The organism is Achromobacter sp. 1012554356 (genome assembly GCF_059760815.1).
Genome location: NZ_JCBANC010000093.1, coordinates 1 through 15,151, shown reverse-complemented (window position 1 = coordinate 15,151; position 15,151 = coordinate 1). Strand labels below are relative to the sequence as shown.

Here is a 15,151-nt window from a genome sequence, read left to right as displayed (position 1 = left end):
GGGGGATGATGAAGGCGCGTTCGGCGGCGGGGGCGGCGGTCGAAGCGATCAGGCCGCCTGCGGTGGCAAGCGCGGCGAAGAGGCGGCGCAGGGTGGGGTGCGTGGACATGGTGTCGGGTCCTTGTAGCGATGCGAGGGACGATCAGGCTTGCGGGGCGAAGGTCATGGCCACGCCGTTCATGCAGTAGCGCAGGCCGGTGGGGCGGGGGCCGTCGTCGAACACGTGGCCCAGGTGGCCGCCGCAGTTGGCGCAATGCACGGCCGTGCGGGTCATGCCGAAGCTGCGGTCGCGGGTTTCGCCGACGGCGCTGGGCAGGGGCTGCCAGAAGCTGGGCCAGCCGGTGCCGCTGTCAAATTTGGTCGACGAGGAGAACAAGGGGTGTTCGCAGCCGGCGCAGGCGAACGTGCCTTTGCCATGCTCGTCGTTGAGCGGGCTGGAGTAGGGCCGTTCGGTGCCGTCGCGGCGCAGCACCTGGTATTGCTCGCGCGTCAGTCGCTCGCGCCATTGGGCGTCGGTGAGCGTGTAGGGGAAGGTGGCGGCGGGCGCGGCGGCTTGCGCCGAGCCGCTGCGCGTGACCAGCAGCGGGGCGATACCAACGGCGGCTGCCGCGGCGCCGCCCAGGCCAAGGAAGTGTCTGCGTGTGAGGTTCATGGCGAGTTCCATGCGGGTTTGTTCGAGCCAGGGGCCGGCGGATGCGGCCCCGGCGCGGGTTCACTTCTGCATGCCGTCCTTGCTCATCCCGTCCTTCGACATGCCGCCTTTCGACATGGAGTCCTTCGGCATGGACCCCTTCGACATCGAATCGCGGGACATGGAGTCCTTCGACATTGACCCCTTCGACATGCCATCGCGCGACATGGAATCCTTCTTCATCCCGTCGTGCGACATGCCGTCCTTGCCCATCGAGTCCTTCTTCATGCCGTCCTGCGCCGGCGCTTCCTTCGACATGCTGTTCTTGCTCATTCCGTCTTTGCCCATGGTGTCGGCAGCGTGGGCGGCCGTGGCGCCAAGGGCCAGGCACACGGACAATGCGGCGGTGGTGAGTTTGTTCATGATGCGTTCCTTTTGACAGTGAAAAAAAGCGGGAAATCACCTAGCTGCCGCCGAACCAGTTGTAGCCCTGGTCCTCCCAGTAACCGCCCGGGTAGGTGTTGGTGACGAAAATCGCCTGGATGTGCTTGGGGTTCTTGTAGCCAAGCTTGGTGGGCATGCGCAGCTTCATGGGAAAGCCGTATTCGGGGGGCAGCGTCCGGCCGTCGTACGTCAGGGCGAGGATGGTCTGCGGGTGCAGCGCGGTGGGCATGTCGATGCTGGTGTAGTAGTCGTCGGCGCACTTGAAACCGACGTACTTGGCGGACAGGTCGGCGCCCACGCGCTTCAAGAACGCAGAGAACTGCACGCCGCCCCATTTGCCGATGGCGCTCCAGCCTTCGACGCAGATGTGCCGCGTGACCTGGTCCACCTGCGCCATGGCGCGCAGCTCGTCCAGCCGCCAGCGGCGCTTGTCGGCCACCATGCCGGTGACTTCCAGCCGGAACGACGCCTCGTCCACCTGTGGCACGTCGTCGATGCTGTAGAAGGCATTGAAGGGAAACGGCCGGGTGATCATGGATTCGGGATAGGTCGGCGCAAGCTTGGCCGGGTCAAAGATCCAGCCCTGCACGCGGTCGTTGAAGCGGGAGACGGCGGACAGCGCCTGTTCGACGCTTTCGTCGTCGGACAGCGAGCATCCGGACAGCATGGCCAGGCCTCCCAGCGTCAGGCCGCGGCGCAGGAAGGCGCGGCGCGAGGGTTGCTCGACGCGCTTGCCCAGCAGTTTTCCGGCTTCGCGCAGGATGGCGGATGCGTCCAGGCTTGGCAGCAGGCGGCGTTTTTCAGTCATGGCAGGTTCCTATTTGCCGCGGATCATGGTGAGCAGGCTGCGGGGCACCAGGGCGACCATCGCCAGGTGCACGGCGACGAAGCCGGCCAGCAGGGCCATCGCGAAGAAATGCACGCGCCGTGCGGCCTCGTACCCGCCCATCAGGTCGCGCAGCAGGTCGAATTGCACGGACTTCCACAGTACGAGTCCGGACAGGATCAGCACGGCGATGTCGGCCATGACAAAGAGGTAGGCCAGGCGCTGCACCTGGTTGTAGCGGCGCGGGTCGGCGTGCGAAAGCCGGCCGCGCAGCGCAGCCAGCAGGTCGCGGACCACGCCGCCGGGGCTGACCGGCAGGAACTTGCGCCACAGGCGGCCGGTCGCGACGTTCAGCGCCAGGTAGAGCAGGCCGTTGGCAAACAGCAGCCACATGCCGGCAAAGTGCCACTGCAGCGCGCCGCCCAGCCAACCGCCCAGCGTGATGCCGTTGGGAAAGGTGAAGTCGAAAAAGGGCGCGGCGTTGTAGATACGCCAGCCGCTCATGATCATGACGACCACGGCCAGCGCGTTCAACCAATGCGTCAAACGCAGCCAGCGGGGGTGGATGACGGGGGACGACCCGGGGGACGCTGGCGGATCGGCCTGTTTTCTTGCCGCCGGCGCCGAGGCAACGGCCGGCGGGGCGCCCGGTGGCGCGGCGGCCGGCGTAACAAGCGGCGTATTGTTGGGGGCGGGTCGGGCCAGCATGGCGGTCTCCGGTGGGCTGTCGATGGAGGCATTCTTCCTCCTGGCCCATACCGAAGTCCTCACGCAAAGTTAAATTAATTGTGAACTTTGCCCCGCGCCGATTGGCGACAATAGGCGCATTGATCACGCCCCAGGTTGCCCCATGGATACGCCCCGCCGCGTACTGATAGTTGAAGACGACGCCCACATCGCGGAACTGCTGCGCCTGCATCTGCGCGACGAGGGCTACGCGGTCGAGCACGCGGCCGACGGCAACGAGGGCATGCGCCTGCTTGAAGAAGGCGGCTGGGACGCACTGGTGCTGGACCTGATGCTGCCCGGCATCGACGGTCTTGAGATCTGCAAGCGAGCGCGCGCGATGGCGCGCTACATCCCCATCATCATCACCAGCGCCCGGTCCAGCGAAGTGCACCGGATCCTGGGCCTGGAGTTGGGCGCCGACGACTATCTGGCCAAGCCGTTCTCGATGCTGGAACTGGTGGCGCGCGTGCGGGCGCTGCTGCGCCGCAGTGACGCCATCGAGCGCAATGCGCGCCAGGACGCCGGCAGCCTGGCCGTCCATGGCGTGTCGATTGATCCGATTGCCCGCACGGTCGATGTCGACGCGCGCCGGCTGGAGCTGACGCCGCGCGAGTTCGATTTGCTGCATTTCTTTGCGCGGCATCCGGACAAGGTGTTCTCGCGCATGGACCTGCTGAACCAGGTGTGGGGCTACCAGCACGAAGGCTATGAGCACACGGTCAATACCCACATCAACCGGCTGCGCACCAAGATCGAGGCCGACCCGTCCAATCCGCAGCGCATCCTGACGGTCTGGGGCCGTGGCTACAAGTTTGCGGCGGCGCCCGGAGTGCAGCCATGAAGCGTTTCACGTTGACTCAGCGCCTGTCCGGCGTTTTTGCGTTGCTGCTGTTGGCGTGCTGCGGCGCGTCCGCGTGGCTGCAGATCGCGGCCAACTCGCGCTACGAACAGGAGGTCGTGCAGCGGTTATCCAGCGGGCTTGCGCAGCACATCGCCGGCTCCACCGAGCTGATGGATGCGGGCGGCTGGAAGCCGGATGCCGTGCGCTCGATGTTCGACATGCTGATGACGGTGAATCCGGCGGTGGAGGTCTACCTGCTGTCCAACGATGGCCGCATCGTGGGCGACGCCGCGCCGCCCGGCCAGATCAAGCGCGAGCGCGTGGATCTTGCGCCGGTCAAGCGCCTGCTTGCCGGCGGCATGCTGCCCATCACGGGCGACGATCCGCGCAGCCTGGACGCGCAAAAGGTGTTCAGCGCGGCGCCGGTGCGCGTGGATGGCCGAGAACAGGGCTACGTCTACGTGGTGCTGCAAGGCCAGGCGCATGACGCGCTGGCGATGGACGTGTCGCGCACCTCGGTGCTGCGCACGACGCTGTGGTCGATTGCGCTGGTGGCCTTGCTGGGGCTGGTGGCGGGGCTGGCGGCGTTTGCGCTGATCACGCGGCCGTTGCGGTCGCTGACGCGCGCGGTGCGTGCTTTTGATGGCGACGACGGCCAGGCGCTGGCCGCGCTGGAGCTGCCGGCCGATCAGGCGGCGCGCAACGGCGACGAGATCGCGGTGCTGCGGCGCACGTTTGCGCAGATGGGGCGGCGGATCTCGGATCAGTGGCGCGAGCTGACGCGGCAGGACCAGCAGCGCCGCGATCTGGTCGCCAACATTTCGCACGATCTGCGCACGCCGCTGACGTCGCTGCATGGGTATCTGGAAACGCTGCGGTTAAAGGACGAGACGCTCGATCCCGCCGAGCGCCGCCGCTACCTGGACATCGCGCTGGCGCAAAGCCGCAAGGTCGGCCGGCTGGCGCAGGAACTCTTTGAACTGGCGCGGCTGGAGTCCGGACTGGTGCGCCTGGAGCCCGAGACGTTTTCGCTGCCGGAACTGGTGCAGGACGTGATGCAGAAGTTCGAATTGGCGGCCGAGGCGCGCCAGCAGCAGCTGACCACGGACATTGCGCAGGCGCTGCCGCCGGTGCGCGCGGATCTGGGGCTGATCGAACGCGTGCTGACGAACCTGCTGGACAACGCGATCCGGCACAGCCCGCCGGGCGGTCAGATTGCCTTGCAGCTTGGCTTGTCGCGCAACCGGGTGCAGGTGCGGGTCAGCGATTCCGGCGAAGGCATCCCGCAGGCGCTGCGTGCGGGGCTGTTCACGCGGGCGTCGGCGCTGAACCGCGGGCCGGGCGAAGCCGGCGGGCTGGGGCTGGTGATCGTGCAGCGCATCCTGCAACTGCACCAGAGCGAGATCCGGCTGGTGGACGGGGCAGGCGGCGGGGCGGTGTTTCAGTTCGAACTGGCGACAGCAAATCAGGGGTAGGCGCTGTCAGTCGAGGGCGCCGTCCCGCAGCCGGGTGACGACGCCTTTCACGGCATCGACTTCCAGCAGGTCGCCGGTGGCGACCCCTTGCAGCACGCCGTGGACGCTGACGACGGCCGGAACGCCGAACTCGCGCGCGACGATGGCGGCGTGCGACAGATAGCCGCCGACCTCCATCACGACCGCGCCCGCGCGTAGAAAGAGCGGTGTCCACGCGGGGTCCGAAGACGCCGCGACCAGAATGCCGCCGGCGGGCATGGACAGGCCTTCGTCTGGCGTGCGGGCGACGAACGCACGACCGCGTGCGCGGCCGCCCGCCACCGGCGTGCCTCGCCAGGAATCGTGCGATGCGTTCGCACGGGACGCAGGGGGCGTCTGAGTAGCCGGCGCGGTTTGGCCCGCAAATTCGGTGATGACGTCGAGATCCGGCAGCGCCGTCCATACCTGCAATTGCGCGCGCCTGGCCTCGGCGCGCCGGCCCAGCGCCGCGGCATCCATCCGGCCATCCGCCAGCGCAAATACCTCGGCCGCGTTCAGATGGAAGATGTCGTCGGCGTTTGCCAGACCGTTCGGGCCCATGTTGCGGCGTCCCAGCTCCAACGCGCGCTTGCGGGCCACGGCCAGATACGCCACGAGCACGCTGCGCGCGGCCTCGCGCTGGTTGCCTTCCAGGCGGGATGCCGTGAGGAGCTTGGCGGCCAGCGGGCGCTGCCAGAACGGCAAGGCGCGGCGCACGCGTTGCCACGCTTGCCGCGCGGCGTCGTCCTGCCGGGCGCGCAGGGCGGCGGGATCGGCGCCGATCAGGTTGAGGATGCTGTCCAGCAGATAGCCGGGCGCCTCACGCCAGCGCGCATTGCGCAGGTAGGTCTCGTAAACGGCGCGATGGCCGTAGCGATGCAGGAAGTCGGCAAAGGACTTCTTGAACGGACTGTCATCGGGCAACGCCTTTGCCCACGCGGCGTCGTCGCGGTCCGGCGCGCGCAGCCACGCGAGGGCCTGCGCGTCTTGCTCGGCCAATTGCGCCAGCGCCATGAGCGCATAACCTTGCTCCGCGGTCACGCTGGGGGCGCCGCCCGCCATCAGCGCGGCGGTCAGCGCGTGGCCTTCGCCGGGCACGGCCTTTTCCACCATGTCGAGCAGCTTGGACAGCGCACCGCCGCCCGAACCCTGCAAGAAGAACAATTGATCGGCGGCCAGCACGGTCTGGAACTGTTCGCGCAACTGCGCGCCCAGGGCGGCGTCGGAGGCGGGCAGCGGCGCATCCAGCCATGCTTGCGCGCGGGCCAGAAGCCGGGGCAGGTCGGTGGCGGCCTGGCGGCGCAGCGGCGCGGCCCGGCGCAGATAGCGCACGATGCGCAGGCCGTGCCGCAAGCGCTGTGCGGCGCTGACCGGTGGCACGCGGATCTCGGGCTGCGCGCCGCCCAGCAATGCGTTCATGTCGCGGGGGCTGACGCCCAGCGCGTCATGGCCCACCCATTGGATGACCGAGGCATTCAGGTAGGCGCGCCCCTGGAATAGCGCCGCAAGCGGCACGCCGGGCAGCGTGGCGTAGCCGCTCAACTCGAAGCCGCAGGTCAACATGCGCTGCGCCATCACGCGGCCCGCATCCCACTCCAGGGCCGACATGGCATGCGGCAGGACCTCGCGGGTATTGCCGCGCGACCAGTAGTCCGGCTGGTCTTGTAGCGCGGGATAGGTGTGGCGCGCCGATGCGGTGACCGGGCGCGCCTGCACGATCCAGAATCGGTCGCCGTCCCAGGCCCATTCAAGGTCATACGCCGCGCCGCTGTAGTCCAACGCCCGGGCGGCATCGCGGGCAATATCGCCCAGTGCTTCGGCCTGCGCGTCCGTCAGAACGGCTTGCGCGGCGCGGGCCGCGGGCGTATCGGTCAAGTGTGTGCCCCTGCCGCTGGCGGCGAGTTGTGTGGCGTGGCGCTTGGCGCCGATGCGCCGTGCGGTCACCGGCCAGGCTTGGCGCAGGTAGTCTTCGCGCAGGCGGTATTCGTCGCCGTCCGCCTCGCCGTTCACAAGGGATTCACCCAGGCCCCAGTTGGCGTGGATGACCATCTCGTCGTGGCGGCCCGTTGCCGGGTCGATGGTGAAGGCGATGCCCGACGCCTGCGCTTCGATCATCGGCATCACGACGACCGCCATGCCGCCCGTGCCGCCTATCGGCAGGCCGAGGCGCTGCCGGTACGCCTGCGCCTGCGGCGTCCACAGCGAATCCCAGATGTGGCCAAGCGCCTGCACGGCGGCATCGGGTCCCCGCACGTTCAGGCAGGACAGATGGATGCCGGCAAACGACGCGCCGGCAGAGTCTTCTTGCGGCGCCGATGAGCGCATTGCCAGGGGGCGTTCCAGCCAGCCGCGTGCGTGCAGCGCCTGGAAGAGGGCCTGCGCCACGGCGGGGGGGACGTCCTGGCCGGGCTGGTGTTCGACGCTGGCCTGCGCCGCCATCACAAAGCCGTCGGGCACCGGCACGCCAAATTGCGCCATGCGGCCCAACTGCCAGCCTTTGCCGCCCGCGGCTTGCGGACCGGCCTGCGCCGCGGCCGCCCAGTCCAGCACCAGGGCGCTCATGCGGCGCTCCCCGCCATGCCATGCACGAACAGGGCAATGGCGGCGTCGAATTCCTGCTGGAGCGACGCGCCGGGCTGGTCCAGCCAGCGCAGCAGGGCGCCCAGGTAGAGGAATTGCAGGTGATGGGCCAGCAGCTCGGCGTCCATGTCGGAGCGGGCCTGGTTGGCGGCCTGGGCGTTCTGGATCAGCGCCGCGAACACGCGGTGCAGGCCGCTGCGCGGATGGCGCTCGTCGTCTTGTGTGCCTGCGTGCATCGTGGCAAAGCGGTAGCGCAGATAGGGGCCAAGATAAGCGCGGTGCGATTCTGCCCAATCCGCTGACGCATGCAGCAGCCGCGTCAGCCGTTCGGCGAAGGTGGGCAGCGTTTGCAGCGTCGGCCAGAGCGCCATCAGCGCGCCCGCAAGCTCGCCGTGGAAGCGTTGCGCCAGCAGCGCCTCCTTGACCGGAAAGTGGTTGTAGAGCGTGCCCTTGGACACGTCGGCCTGCGCGGCAATCTGCTCCATCGTGACAGCGTCGTAGCCCAGCGCTTCGAACAGGCGCCAGGCGGTCTGCGTCAAATGGTCCAGTGTCTGCTGGCGCTTGCGCTCGCGGCGGCCGATATCGGTGGCGTCTGCGCCAGGTAGCAGGAACTGAGAGTCGGGCATGATGGGGGGAGATAGTTAGACGATGTTGAAAAGTATACGTCGTCTAATTATTTCTCATGCGAAGGCGCGGGCGGCGGTCTGGCCGTTGGCTGCGTACGGCGCGCCGGCGCACATCGCCATCGCCATCGCCGGAGACCATGTTCCGCTTTACACCGCCGCCGCGACCGGCTCCGGCTTCACGCGCACGGCCTTCAGCACCCCCACCATCAGGCAGCCGATCCCGACCAGCGTCAGCGGTTCCGGCATGGCGCCACGCAACATGAAGGCGTAAGCCAGCGCCGCCAACGTTTCAAAGACGATCAGCTGACCGGCCAGCGCGGTCGGCAGCCGCTGGCTGGCTTCGTTCCAGCACAGCGTCCCCAGCCAGGACGCGAAGAGACCGATGGCGATCATCAGCCCCAGGAACACGTCGGGGCGAGGGCCGAGCGGCATGTCGAACGGGCTGCCCGCCGCCGCCATGCCCGCCCACAGCACGCCATAGCCCGCCAGCGCCAGCGGCAACGTGGCTACACCCTGCGCGGTTGCCCAGGTGCGGGGGCTGCGGCCGGGATGGTTGCGCAGCCAGTCGGCGTTGCGCAGCGGATACCACGTCCAGCATGCGACCGCGACCAGCGCGAGCAGCGCGCCGATGGCGTAGCGCGAGAGGTCGGCATCCGCGTCCTGGCGGAGCGCCTGCAGTTCCACCTGGTTGACGCAGGCGATGCCCAGCGCGATGAGCGCGAGCGACGGCGCCAGCCGCTTCCACGGCAACCGGCCGTCGCGGCGCGCATTGCGCAGGTTGGCGCTGATAGCGATGACCACGGGCAGCGTGCCAATGATCATCGTGGGCACGGGGCCGCCCGCGCGCTGGATGGCGCTGGCCAGGCACAGGTAATACAGCAGGTTGCCGATGGCGGCGAGCTTGAGCGCTTCGATCCAGTCCGCGCGCGTCAAAAGGCGCAGGTTGCTTCGGTCAAGCCAGGCAAGCGGCAGGGCGATCAGTCCGAACGCCAGGTAGCGGGCCACGGATTGCAGGGCCGCCGGGTATTCCGGCAGCAGCAAGGGCCCGACGAACACCAGCCCCCACATCAGGCCGGCGGCCAGGGCGTAAAGGGTTCCAGCCCACATACATCGCTCCAGATCATGAATGCGGGCAGTCTAGCCAGGCGGGTGGAGGAAATCTTGTACGAGATTGCGGTGCGGGGCGTCGCTAGCCGCGCGTCTGTTTTTGATAACGCGCCGGCGTGACGCCGTAGCGGCGCGAAAACGCGCGCGTGAGGTGCGCCTGGTCGGTCAGTCCCGCCGCCAGCGCGACCTGGGCTGGCGCCACCCCCGCCGCCAGCAGGCGCTTCGCCTCGTACAGCCGCAGCGCCATCAGCATCTGCTGCGGCGTGGCGTGATGGTGGGCCTGGAAGCTGCGCAGGAAATGGAAGGGGCTCAATCCGGCCACCGCCGCCAGTTCGTCCAGCGTCAGGCGCCGTGAAAGGTTCGCGCGTAAGTACTCGATGACCTGCGAGAATCGCGGCGCGCCCTCGGTGGCGGCCGGTCGCGGCACGCTGGCATGACGGCGGAATTCGCCCAGCAGCGCGTGCAGCGCGCTGTCGAACGCCAGCGGCTCGGACGCGTGCCACAGCGCATCCAGCAACGCCGTGACGCGCTGCGCACCGGACGGGTCATGGCCGACCGCCGCACCGAACCACCAGCCGGATTCGCCCGTTACCCGCGCGGCGACGTCGGGGTCGATGCAAGCCATGCGGTATCGCCAGCCGCCTTCGGTTTCGGCGCGTCCGGTATGCAGTTCGTCCGGATTCATCAGCACCAGCGATCCGGACGGCGCCAGGTGGTCGGCGCCCCGATAGCGGAAACGCTCGACGCCGGATTCGATGGCGCCCAGCCCGAAGGCCTCGTGCGTGTGCGGCTCGAAGGCGTGGCGGATGATGTGCGCGCGGTACAGCTCGACGCCGGGCTGATGGGCCGCGCGGCGGAACTGTGCGCGGTCATTGGGATGGTCGAACGCCGTCGGCACGCCCGTGATCGGGGGGGCGGCCGGATCGGGGATGGCGGCGTTGCGTGGCATGCCTGGAATTTAAGCACGCCGAGTCTGGCCCCCTCAATCGCCGCTGACGTCTCCCGTTTCCCCGGACATTTCCCCCGCACGCGCCAGCAGCAGTTCGCGTTCACGGGCGTTGCGGGTCATGCCGGCCGCGCGTTCGAATTCGGCGCGGGCTTCGGCCTTGCGGCCCAGCTTGGCCAGAAGGTCCGCGCGCACGCTGGGCAGCCAGTGGTAGTTCGCCAGCGAGGGCTCCGACGCCAACTGGTCGGCCAGATCCAGGCCCGCCTGCGGTCCGAAGGCCATGCCGATCGCGACGGCGCGGTTCAGCGCCACCACGGGCGACGGCGCGGCCTGGGCGAGCGCATCGTACAGCGCCACGATGCGCGTCCAGTCGGTTTCCTCGGGCGTCCGGGCCCGCGCATGGCAGGCGGCCAGGCCAGCCTGCAACGCATAGGGGCCACGCGCGCCGCCCAGCGCATCGGCCCGGTCCAGCGCCGCCAGTCCGCGCCGGATCAAGAGCGGATCCCAACGGCGGCGATCCTGGTCCATCAGCAGCACCGGCCGGCCCTCGGCATCGGTGCGCGCATGCAGGCGCGACGCCTGCAGTTCCATCAGCGCGACCAGCCCATGCACTTCGGCCTCCGCGGGCGTCAATTCGGCCAGGATGCGGCCCAGGCGCAGCGCTTCATCGCAAAGACCCGGCCGCATCCAGTCGTCGCCCGAGGTCGCGGAATAGCCTTCGTTGAAGATCAGGTAGACGACTTCCAGCACCGAGGCCAAGCGCTGCGCCCGGTCGGCGGCCGACGGCACCTCGAAGGGCACGTTGGCGGCGGACAGCGTGCGTTTGGCGCGCACGATGCGCTGGGCGATGGTCGATTCCGACGCCAGGAACGCGCGCGCGATCTCGGCCGTCGTCAGCCCGCCCAGGAGGCGCAGCGTCAGCGCTACGCGGGCCTCGGTGGACAGCAGCGGATGGCAGGCGGTAAAGACCAGCCGCAGCAGATCGTCGCCGATGTCGTCCTGGCGCGCCGCATCCAGCGCGTCGACGAAGTCGGGCTCCACGTCGGCCTGCAAGGCCTCCAGTTCGTGGCCGATCTGCTCGTGCTTGCGGGTGTGCAGGGCATCGAGCCGCAGCCGGTCGCGCGCGCGGTTCTTCGCGGTGGTCATGAGCCATGCTCCGGGATTGTCCGGCACGCCCGTCTGGGGCCAGCGCTCCAGCGCCGCGACCAGCGCATCCTGGGCCAGCTCTTCGGCCAGCCCCACGTCGCGCACCAGGCGCGCCACCCCCGCGATGACGCTGGCGGCTTCGATCCGCCAGACCGCCTCGATGGCGCGATGCGTGGCCGCCTGCGTCATGCGCCGGTCGCTTCGCCGGGCACCATGTAAGCGAATTCCCAGATGTGCCCATCCAGGTCGTCGAACCCGTGCGCGTACATGAAGCCGTGATCCTGCGGCGCGCGCGGCGCCGTGCCGCCCGCGGCGACGGCCCGCGCGACCAGGCCGTCGATCTCGGCACGGCTTTCGCAGGACAGGCAGACCAGCACTTCCGTGGTCTGCGTGGCGTCCGCCACCGGCTTGCCGGTAAAGCTCTGGAAGAAGTCCTTCACCAGCAGCATCACGTAAAGGTTGTCGCCGACGACCATGCAGGCGCCCTGTTCGTTGGTGAAGTCGGGGTTGAAGCTGTAGCCCAGTTTCTTGAAGAATTCCTGGGACTTCTGCATGTCGTTGATGGCCAGGTTGACGAAGATCTGCTTGTGCATGGCGTGTCTCGCTTTCGGTTCGGGGGTGTACGCAGAGGGTCAGGCGTTCGGCGCTGGCATCTGGCGGAAGCGCTCGACTTCCTTGCTGGGCTCGAAGTCATCCAGTTCGAATACCTGGCGCACCTCGATCTCGCAGTCCTGGCCGGGGAAGGGCGTCGGAAAGCGCATCGCCCATTGCATCGCCTCTTCGCGGGAGCGCACCTGGATCATCGTGTAGCCAGCGATCAGTTCCTTGGTTTCGGCGAACGGCCCGTCGAGCAGCTTGCGTTCGCCGCGGTCGTCGTAGCGCACGCGCCAGCCTTTCGACGTCGGGTGCAGGCCGTTGGCGTCCAGCAACACGCCGGCCTTGACCAAGGCTTCGTGATAGGTCGCCATCGAGGCAAGCAGGCTGTCGTCCGGCATCATGCCGGCTTCGCTGTCGGGCGTGGCCCGGACGATGATCATGAATCGCATCTGAGGTCTCCTGGGAGGGAATCGCAAGGCCGATAGGGGCGCTTGTACAGGTACGACGAACGGCGTGGTGTGATATCGACAAGCACATCGCCTGCTTAGGGTAAACACCGAGTCAAGCGAATGTATCGCCGTCCTAGCACCCCGTTACGAAGGTCCAGGCCTTGTTGCAGGCGGGTCCCATACACTCGCAGCGTCTTTAACCACCCTGAAGCAACGCCATGAAAGTTCTGTGCAGTCTTGCCCTCATCGTCTCCGTGCTGTCCGGCTGTGCCGTGTACACCCCGCAAGGCTCCGTTGTCGTCGATCCGCATGACGGCGGCGGCCGTGGCGGCTTCTGTCCGCCCGGACAGGCCAAGAAGGGCAATTGCTGATCCGGCGGCGGCTGGCCGCGAAACGACGGCCGGTCTGGCCCCGCGCCCTTGCGCAGGCCGCCTTTGGCGCTACATGAAGCAGGGGCCCAGCTCCCTGACTTCAACCGTGGCCCACTGCGCGGCCGGGCATTCGGCGGCCAGCGCCAGCGCTTCTTCGCGCGACTCGCAGGTCAAAAGGAAGAATCCGCCGATCATTTCCTTGGCCTCGGCGTAGGGGCCGTCCATCAGTTGGCGTTCGCCGTCGCGCACGCGCAGGCGCACGCTTTCGGCATCGGACTTGAGGGATTCGGCGCGCGTGAGCAGGCCGCGGGATTGCAGGGATTCGGCGTAGCGCACCATCTGCGCATAGGCCTCGCGCCCTTCCTCGGGCGTGCGCTGGGCGCGCTGGCCCACCGGTTCGACGATCAGCAGCATGTACGGCATGGGGACTCCGGGGCGGACTGGGGTCGCCGCGAGCGGCGGGTCCGCTAGGTTAACGCCGATCCCGGCGTCCGCGCCATGCCGGAAAAATCGCCTCAATCTTCCTGGAAGATCGATTCGATGGACGTTTCAAACACGCGGGCGATGGCGAAGGCGAGCGGCAGGCTCGGATCGTATCGGCCCGTCTCAATGGCGTTGACGGTCTGGCGCGAGACGTCCAGGCGTTCAGCCAGCGCGGCCTGGCTCCAGCCGCGCGCGGCGCGCAATTCGCGGATGCTGTTTTTCATCGATGGCGCAGCGTGTCGACGATGGTGGTGAACGCCCAGACTCCGCCCATCAGCGGCCAGACCACGAACATGCTCAGTTTGGGAAAGCCGGCGATCTCAAGAAATCCATACGTGAACGTGACGCCGGCGGTGACGGCGGCAGCAATGGCCAGGTGTTCCAGCGTGGTCTTGCGGATGAATTCGTCGGACCCGCGCACGGCGCGCACGACGGCCCGCAGCGCCAGCAGAAACGCCAGCATGGGCGTGAGCAGCACCACGGTGCGCAATGCGCCGGGTTGCATGTCGAAGCTGAGCCGAAGCGCACCGACCAGCAGGACGGCGTAGAGCGCCATCGAGAAGCCCAGTTCCTTGAAATAGCGGCGCTTGGCTTGTTGTTGATTCATGGGAATGCCCTTGTTGATGTAAAGCGTACTTGACATTCTGGCGGGCGTGCCTCGGTGTGTCAAGCGTCCTTTACATCTCCAATATGCGACCAGCCGGCAATAAAAAACCGGCTTGCGCCGGTTTTCTGGAAGGAAAGGGATCGCGGATCAGGATTGCGCCGGTGCGGCGGGAGCGGGCGCCTTCATGGCGTTCGCAGGCGCTTTGGCGTCCGGCGCGGCCGCCTTCGCCGCGGACGGCGTTGCATCCGGCACGGCCGGTTTCGCCACGGGGGCGGCGGCTTGCGGCGCGTTGCCCGGCTTGCCGGCGGCGGGCGTCTGCGGGGCGGCGGCGGTCTTCGGCTGCTGCGGCGTGATGTCCATGATGAGTTCGACGCGGCGGTTGGCGGCGCGGCCTGCTGCCGTGTCGTTGGATTCGATCGGCCGCGTTTCCGCGTAGCCCACCGCGCGCAGCCGCTGCGGCGTCACGCCATCGCGCACCAGCTCGCGCAGCACGCTGGTGGCGCGGCTGCTGGACAGCTCCCAGTTCGAGGCGAACTGCTTGGTCAGGATCGGCACGGGATCGCTGTGGCCTTCGACCGAGACCTGGTAGTCGTTCTTGTTGAGGATGCCGGCCAGGCGCTTGATCACGTCCAGACCTGCGGTGCTGAGCGTGGCCTGGCCCGAGGCGAACAGCAGTTCGTTGCTGATGCGAAAGCTGACCGACTGCTCATTGACGATCACGTCCACTGAATTGCCCAGGTCCGCCAGGCCCAGCGATTCCTTGGACGGCGCGGTCAGCGGCGGGGCGGCCTCGGCCACCACGACCTCGTCTTCTGCCGGGGCAGGCGTGGCGGTAGTAGCGGCGGTGGCGGGAGCGGGCAGCTCAGTCCAGCTGGCCGGAATCTGCACGGTCTCGAATTCGGAATACTCGCCGTCGTACTTGGGCAGGCCGCTACCGGCCAGCGTGCCGACCAGTTCGACGGGCTGCTCGGACTTGCCGGTGGCGCCGCCGTGCATGGTGACGGCCAGCATCACGACCAGCATCGCGAGCAGCAGCGTGATGAGGTCCAGGTAGCTCAGCAGCCAGTTCTCGGAATCCTGTTCAACGGCGTCCTCGACGTGCCAGCGCGCATAGCGGTCCTGGCGGTCGCTATCGCTGGGCCGCCAGCCGCTCGCGGCGGCGGTTTTCTGCGCGCGTAGCTGCGCCTGGCGGGCCTGCTCGATCCGCTGCGCAAGGGAAGGGGAAATCAGGCTCATTGACGCGCGGCAGCGGGGCGGGCGATGGACACGGGGGCG

The 15,151-nt window shown here is 68.2% G+C and carries 18 protein-coding genes; 3 read left to right on the top strand and 15 right to left on the bottom strand.

The genetic code is table 11. The annotated features are described in order from the left end of the window. Window positions 1–142 precede the first annotated feature (142 nt). The 4 genes from msrB to AC6LJW_RS28285 are packed head-to-tail and all read right to left on the bottom strand — an operon-like array spanning window position 143 to window position 2,609. Window positions 143–652, bottom strand: coding sequence for a peptide-methionine (R)-S-oxide reductase MsrB (gene msrB, locus AC6LJW_RS28300; protein WP_056570494.1), 510 nt, complete (start codon window positions 650–652; stop codon window positions 143–145). A gap of 60 nt (window positions 653–712) precedes the next feature. Continuing rightward, the gene (locus AC6LJW_RS28295; protein WP_056570496.1) at window positions 713–1,054 is read right to left on the bottom strand and encodes a pentapeptide MXKDX repeat protein; all 342 of its coding nucleotides are present in this window, start codon (window positions 1,052–1,054) and stop codon (window positions 713–715) included. Between the two features lie 40 nt (window positions 1,055–1,094). Beyond that, window positions 1,095–1,883: a molybdopterin-dependent oxidoreductase gene (locus AC6LJW_RS28290; RefSeq protein ID WP_498088862.1), complete on the bottom strand. Its 789-nt coding sequence runs from the start codon at window positions 1,881–1,883 to the stop codon at window positions 1,095–1,097. A 9-nt stretch (window positions 1,884–1,892) separates the two neighbouring features. Beyond that, entirely contained in the window at window positions 1,893–2,609 is a 717-nt protein-coding gene (locus AC6LJW_RS28285; RefSeq protein WP_498088861.1) for a cytochrome b/b6 domain-containing protein, read from the bottom strand. A 142-nt stretch (window positions 2,610–2,751) separates the two neighbouring features. On the opposite strand from AC6LJW_RS28285, the gene AC6LJW_RS28280 reads away from it, so the two are divergent. Together AC6LJW_RS28280 and AC6LJW_RS28275 are read left to right on the top strand one after the other, a co-directional pair. Continuing rightward, window positions 2,752–3,471, top strand: a complete 720-nt coding sequence (locus tag AC6LJW_RS28280) for a response regulator transcription factor (protein ID WP_427988179.1) — start codon at window positions 2,752–2,754, stop codon at window positions 3,469–3,471. Further along, window positions 3,468–4,946 (top strand): sensor histidine kinase, encoded by a 1,479-nt coding sequence (locus AC6LJW_RS28275; RefSeq protein WP_056570502.1) that lies wholly within the window; start codon window positions 3,468–3,470, stop codon window positions 4,944–4,946. Before AC6LJW_RS28280 ends, AC6LJW_RS28275 begins: the two co-directional genes overlap by 4 nt. 6 nt (window positions 4,947–4,952) lie before the next feature. Here AC6LJW_RS28275 and AC6LJW_RS28270 read toward each other — a convergent pair whose 3' ends face one another. From AC6LJW_RS28270 to AC6LJW_RS28240, 7 genes are all read right to left on the bottom strand, one after another. Beyond that, entirely contained in the window at window positions 4,953–7,526 is a 2,574-nt protein-coding gene (locus tag AC6LJW_RS28270) for a PEP/pyruvate-binding domain-containing protein (RefSeq protein WP_498088860.1), read from the bottom strand. Beyond that, window positions 7,523–8,170, bottom strand: a complete 648-nt coding sequence (locus AC6LJW_RS28265) for a TetR/AcrR family transcriptional regulator (RefSeq protein ID WP_056570507.1) — start codon at window positions 8,168–8,170, stop codon at window positions 7,523–7,525. The genes AC6LJW_RS28270 and AC6LJW_RS28265 overlap by 4 nt, the downstream gene beginning before the upstream one ends. Before the next feature lie 147 nt (window positions 8,171–8,317). Then, a complete protein-coding gene (locus tag AC6LJW_RS28260) occupies window positions 8,318–9,277 on the bottom strand; it encodes a DMT family transporter (protein ID WP_498088859.1) in 960 nt (319 codons plus the stop codon). Between the two features lie 82 nt (window positions 9,278–9,359). Beyond that, entirely contained in the window at window positions 9,360–10,226 is an 867-nt protein-coding gene (locus tag AC6LJW_RS28255) for an AraC family transcriptional regulator (RefSeq protein ID WP_498088858.1), read from the bottom strand. Between the two features lie 33 nt (window positions 10,227–10,259). Further along, the gene (locus AC6LJW_RS28250; RefSeq protein WP_056570512.1) at window positions 10,260–11,558 is read right to left on the bottom strand and encodes an RNA polymerase sigma factor; all 1,299 of its coding nucleotides are present in this window, start codon (window positions 11,556–11,558) and stop codon (window positions 10,260–10,262) included. Then, window positions 11,555–11,962, bottom strand: coding sequence for a VOC family protein (locus AC6LJW_RS28245; RefSeq protein ID WP_056570514.1), 408 nt, complete (start codon window positions 11,960–11,962; stop codon window positions 11,555–11,557). Before AC6LJW_RS28245 ends, AC6LJW_RS28250 begins: the two co-directional genes overlap by 4 nt. Window positions 11,963–12,001: 39 nt before the next feature. Next, window positions 12,002–12,415, bottom strand: a complete 414-nt coding sequence (locus AC6LJW_RS28240) for a YciI family protein (protein ID WP_427988170.1) — start codon at window positions 12,413–12,415, stop codon at window positions 12,002–12,004. A 218-nt stretch (window positions 12,416–12,633) separates the two neighbouring features. Here AC6LJW_RS28240 and AC6LJW_RS28235 point away from each other — a divergent pair, with 218 nt between their 5' ends. Next, on the top strand, window positions 12,634–12,786 hold the full coding sequence (locus AC6LJW_RS28235) for a hypothetical protein (RefSeq protein WP_175121829.1): 153 nt from the start codon (window positions 12,634–12,636) through the stop codon (window positions 12,784–12,786). 69 nt (window positions 12,787–12,855) lie between these two features. On the opposite strand, the gene AC6LJW_RS28230 is transcribed toward AC6LJW_RS28235, so the two are convergent. The 4 genes from AC6LJW_RS28230 to AC6LJW_RS28215 form a co-directional block, all read right to left on the bottom strand. Beyond that, on the bottom strand, window positions 12,856–13,209 hold the full coding sequence (locus AC6LJW_RS28230; RefSeq protein ID WP_056570518.1) for a YciI family protein: 354 nt from the start codon (window positions 13,207–13,209) through the stop codon (window positions 12,856–12,858). A gap of 92 nt (window positions 13,210–13,301) precedes the next feature. Beyond that, window positions 13,302–13,493, bottom strand: a complete 192-nt coding sequence (locus tag AC6LJW_RS28225; protein ID WP_056570520.1) for a helix-turn-helix transcriptional regulator — start codon at window positions 13,491–13,493, stop codon at window positions 13,302–13,304. Then, window positions 13,490–13,876 carry a hypothetical protein gene (locus tag AC6LJW_RS28220; RefSeq protein WP_427988168.1) on the bottom strand — a complete coding sequence of 129 codons (387 nt, stop codon included), beginning with the start codon at window positions 13,874–13,876 and terminating at the stop codon, window positions 13,490–13,492. Before AC6LJW_RS28220 ends, AC6LJW_RS28225 begins: the two co-directional genes overlap by 4 nt. Window positions 13,877–14,023: 147 nt before the next feature. Next, a complete protein-coding gene (locus AC6LJW_RS28215) occupies window positions 14,024–15,112 on the bottom strand; it encodes an OmpA/MotB family protein (RefSeq protein ID WP_498088857.1) in 1,089 nt (362 codons plus the stop codon). Window positions 15,113–15,151: the final 39 nt, after the last annotated feature.

Coding starts and splice junctions, on each gene's coding strand:
- msrB (WP_056570494.1), bottom strand. CDS start 652: ATGAACCTCACACGCAGACACTTCCTTGGCCTGGGCGGCGCCGCGGCA.
- AC6LJW_RS28295 (WP_056570496.1), bottom strand. CDS start 1,054: ATGAACAAACTCACCACCGCCGCATTGTCCGTGTGCCTGGCCCTTGGC.
- AC6LJW_RS28290 (WP_498088862.1), bottom strand. CDS start 1,883: ATGACTGAAAAACGCCGCCTGCTGCCAAGCCTGGACGCATCCGCCATC.
- AC6LJW_RS28285 (WP_498088861.1), bottom strand. CDS start 2,609: ATGCTGGCCCGACCCGCCCCCAACAATACGCCGCTTGTTACGCCGGCC.
- AC6LJW_RS28280 (WP_427988179.1), top strand. CDS start 2,752: ATGGATACGCCCCGCCGCGTACTGATAGTTGAAGACGACGCCCACATC.
- AC6LJW_RS28275 (WP_056570502.1), top strand. CDS start 3,468: ATGAAGCGTTTCACGTTGACTCAGCGCCTGTCCGGCGTTTTTGCGTTG.
- AC6LJW_RS28270 (WP_498088860.1), bottom strand. CDS start 7,526: ATGAGCGCCCTGGTGCTGGACTGGGCGGCCGCGGCGCAGGCCGGTCCG.
- AC6LJW_RS28265 (WP_056570507.1), bottom strand. CDS start 8,170: ATGCCCGACTCTCAGTTCCTGCTACCTGGCGCAGACGCCACCGATATC.
- AC6LJW_RS28260 (WP_498088859.1), bottom strand. CDS start 9,277: ATGTGGGCTGGAACCCTTTACGCCCTGGCCGCCGGCCTGATGTGGGGG.
- AC6LJW_RS28255 (WP_498088858.1), bottom strand. CDS start 10,226: ATGCCACGCAACGCCGCCATCCCCGATCCGGCCGCCCCCCCGATCACG.
- AC6LJW_RS28250 (WP_056570512.1), bottom strand. CDS start 11,558: ATGACGCAGGCGGCCACGCATCGCGCCATCGAGGCGGTCTGGCGGATC.
- AC6LJW_RS28245 (WP_056570514.1), bottom strand. CDS start 11,962: ATGCACAAGCAGATCTTCGTCAACCTGGCCATCAACGACATGCAGAAG.
- AC6LJW_RS28240 (WP_427988170.1), bottom strand. CDS start 12,415: ATGCGATTCATGATCATCGTCCGGGCCACGCCCGACAGCGAAGCCGGC.
- AC6LJW_RS28235 (WP_175121829.1), top strand. CDS start 12,634: ATGAAAGTTCTGTGCAGTCTTGCCCTCATCGTCTCCGTGCTGTCCGGC.
- AC6LJW_RS28230 (WP_056570518.1), bottom strand. CDS start 13,209: ATGCCGTACATGCTGCTGATCGTCGAACCGGTGGGCCAGCGCGCCCAG.
- AC6LJW_RS28225 (WP_056570520.1), bottom strand. CDS start 13,493: ATGAAAAACAGCATCCGCGAATTGCGCGCCGCGCGCGGCTGGAGCCAG.
- AC6LJW_RS28220 (WP_427988168.1), bottom strand. CDS start 13,876: ATGAATCAACAACAAGCCAAGCGCCGCTATTTCAAGGAACTGGGCTTC.
- AC6LJW_RS28215 (WP_498088857.1), bottom strand. CDS start 15,112: ATGAGCCTGATTTCCCCTTCCCTTGCGCAGCGGATCGAGCAGGCCCGC.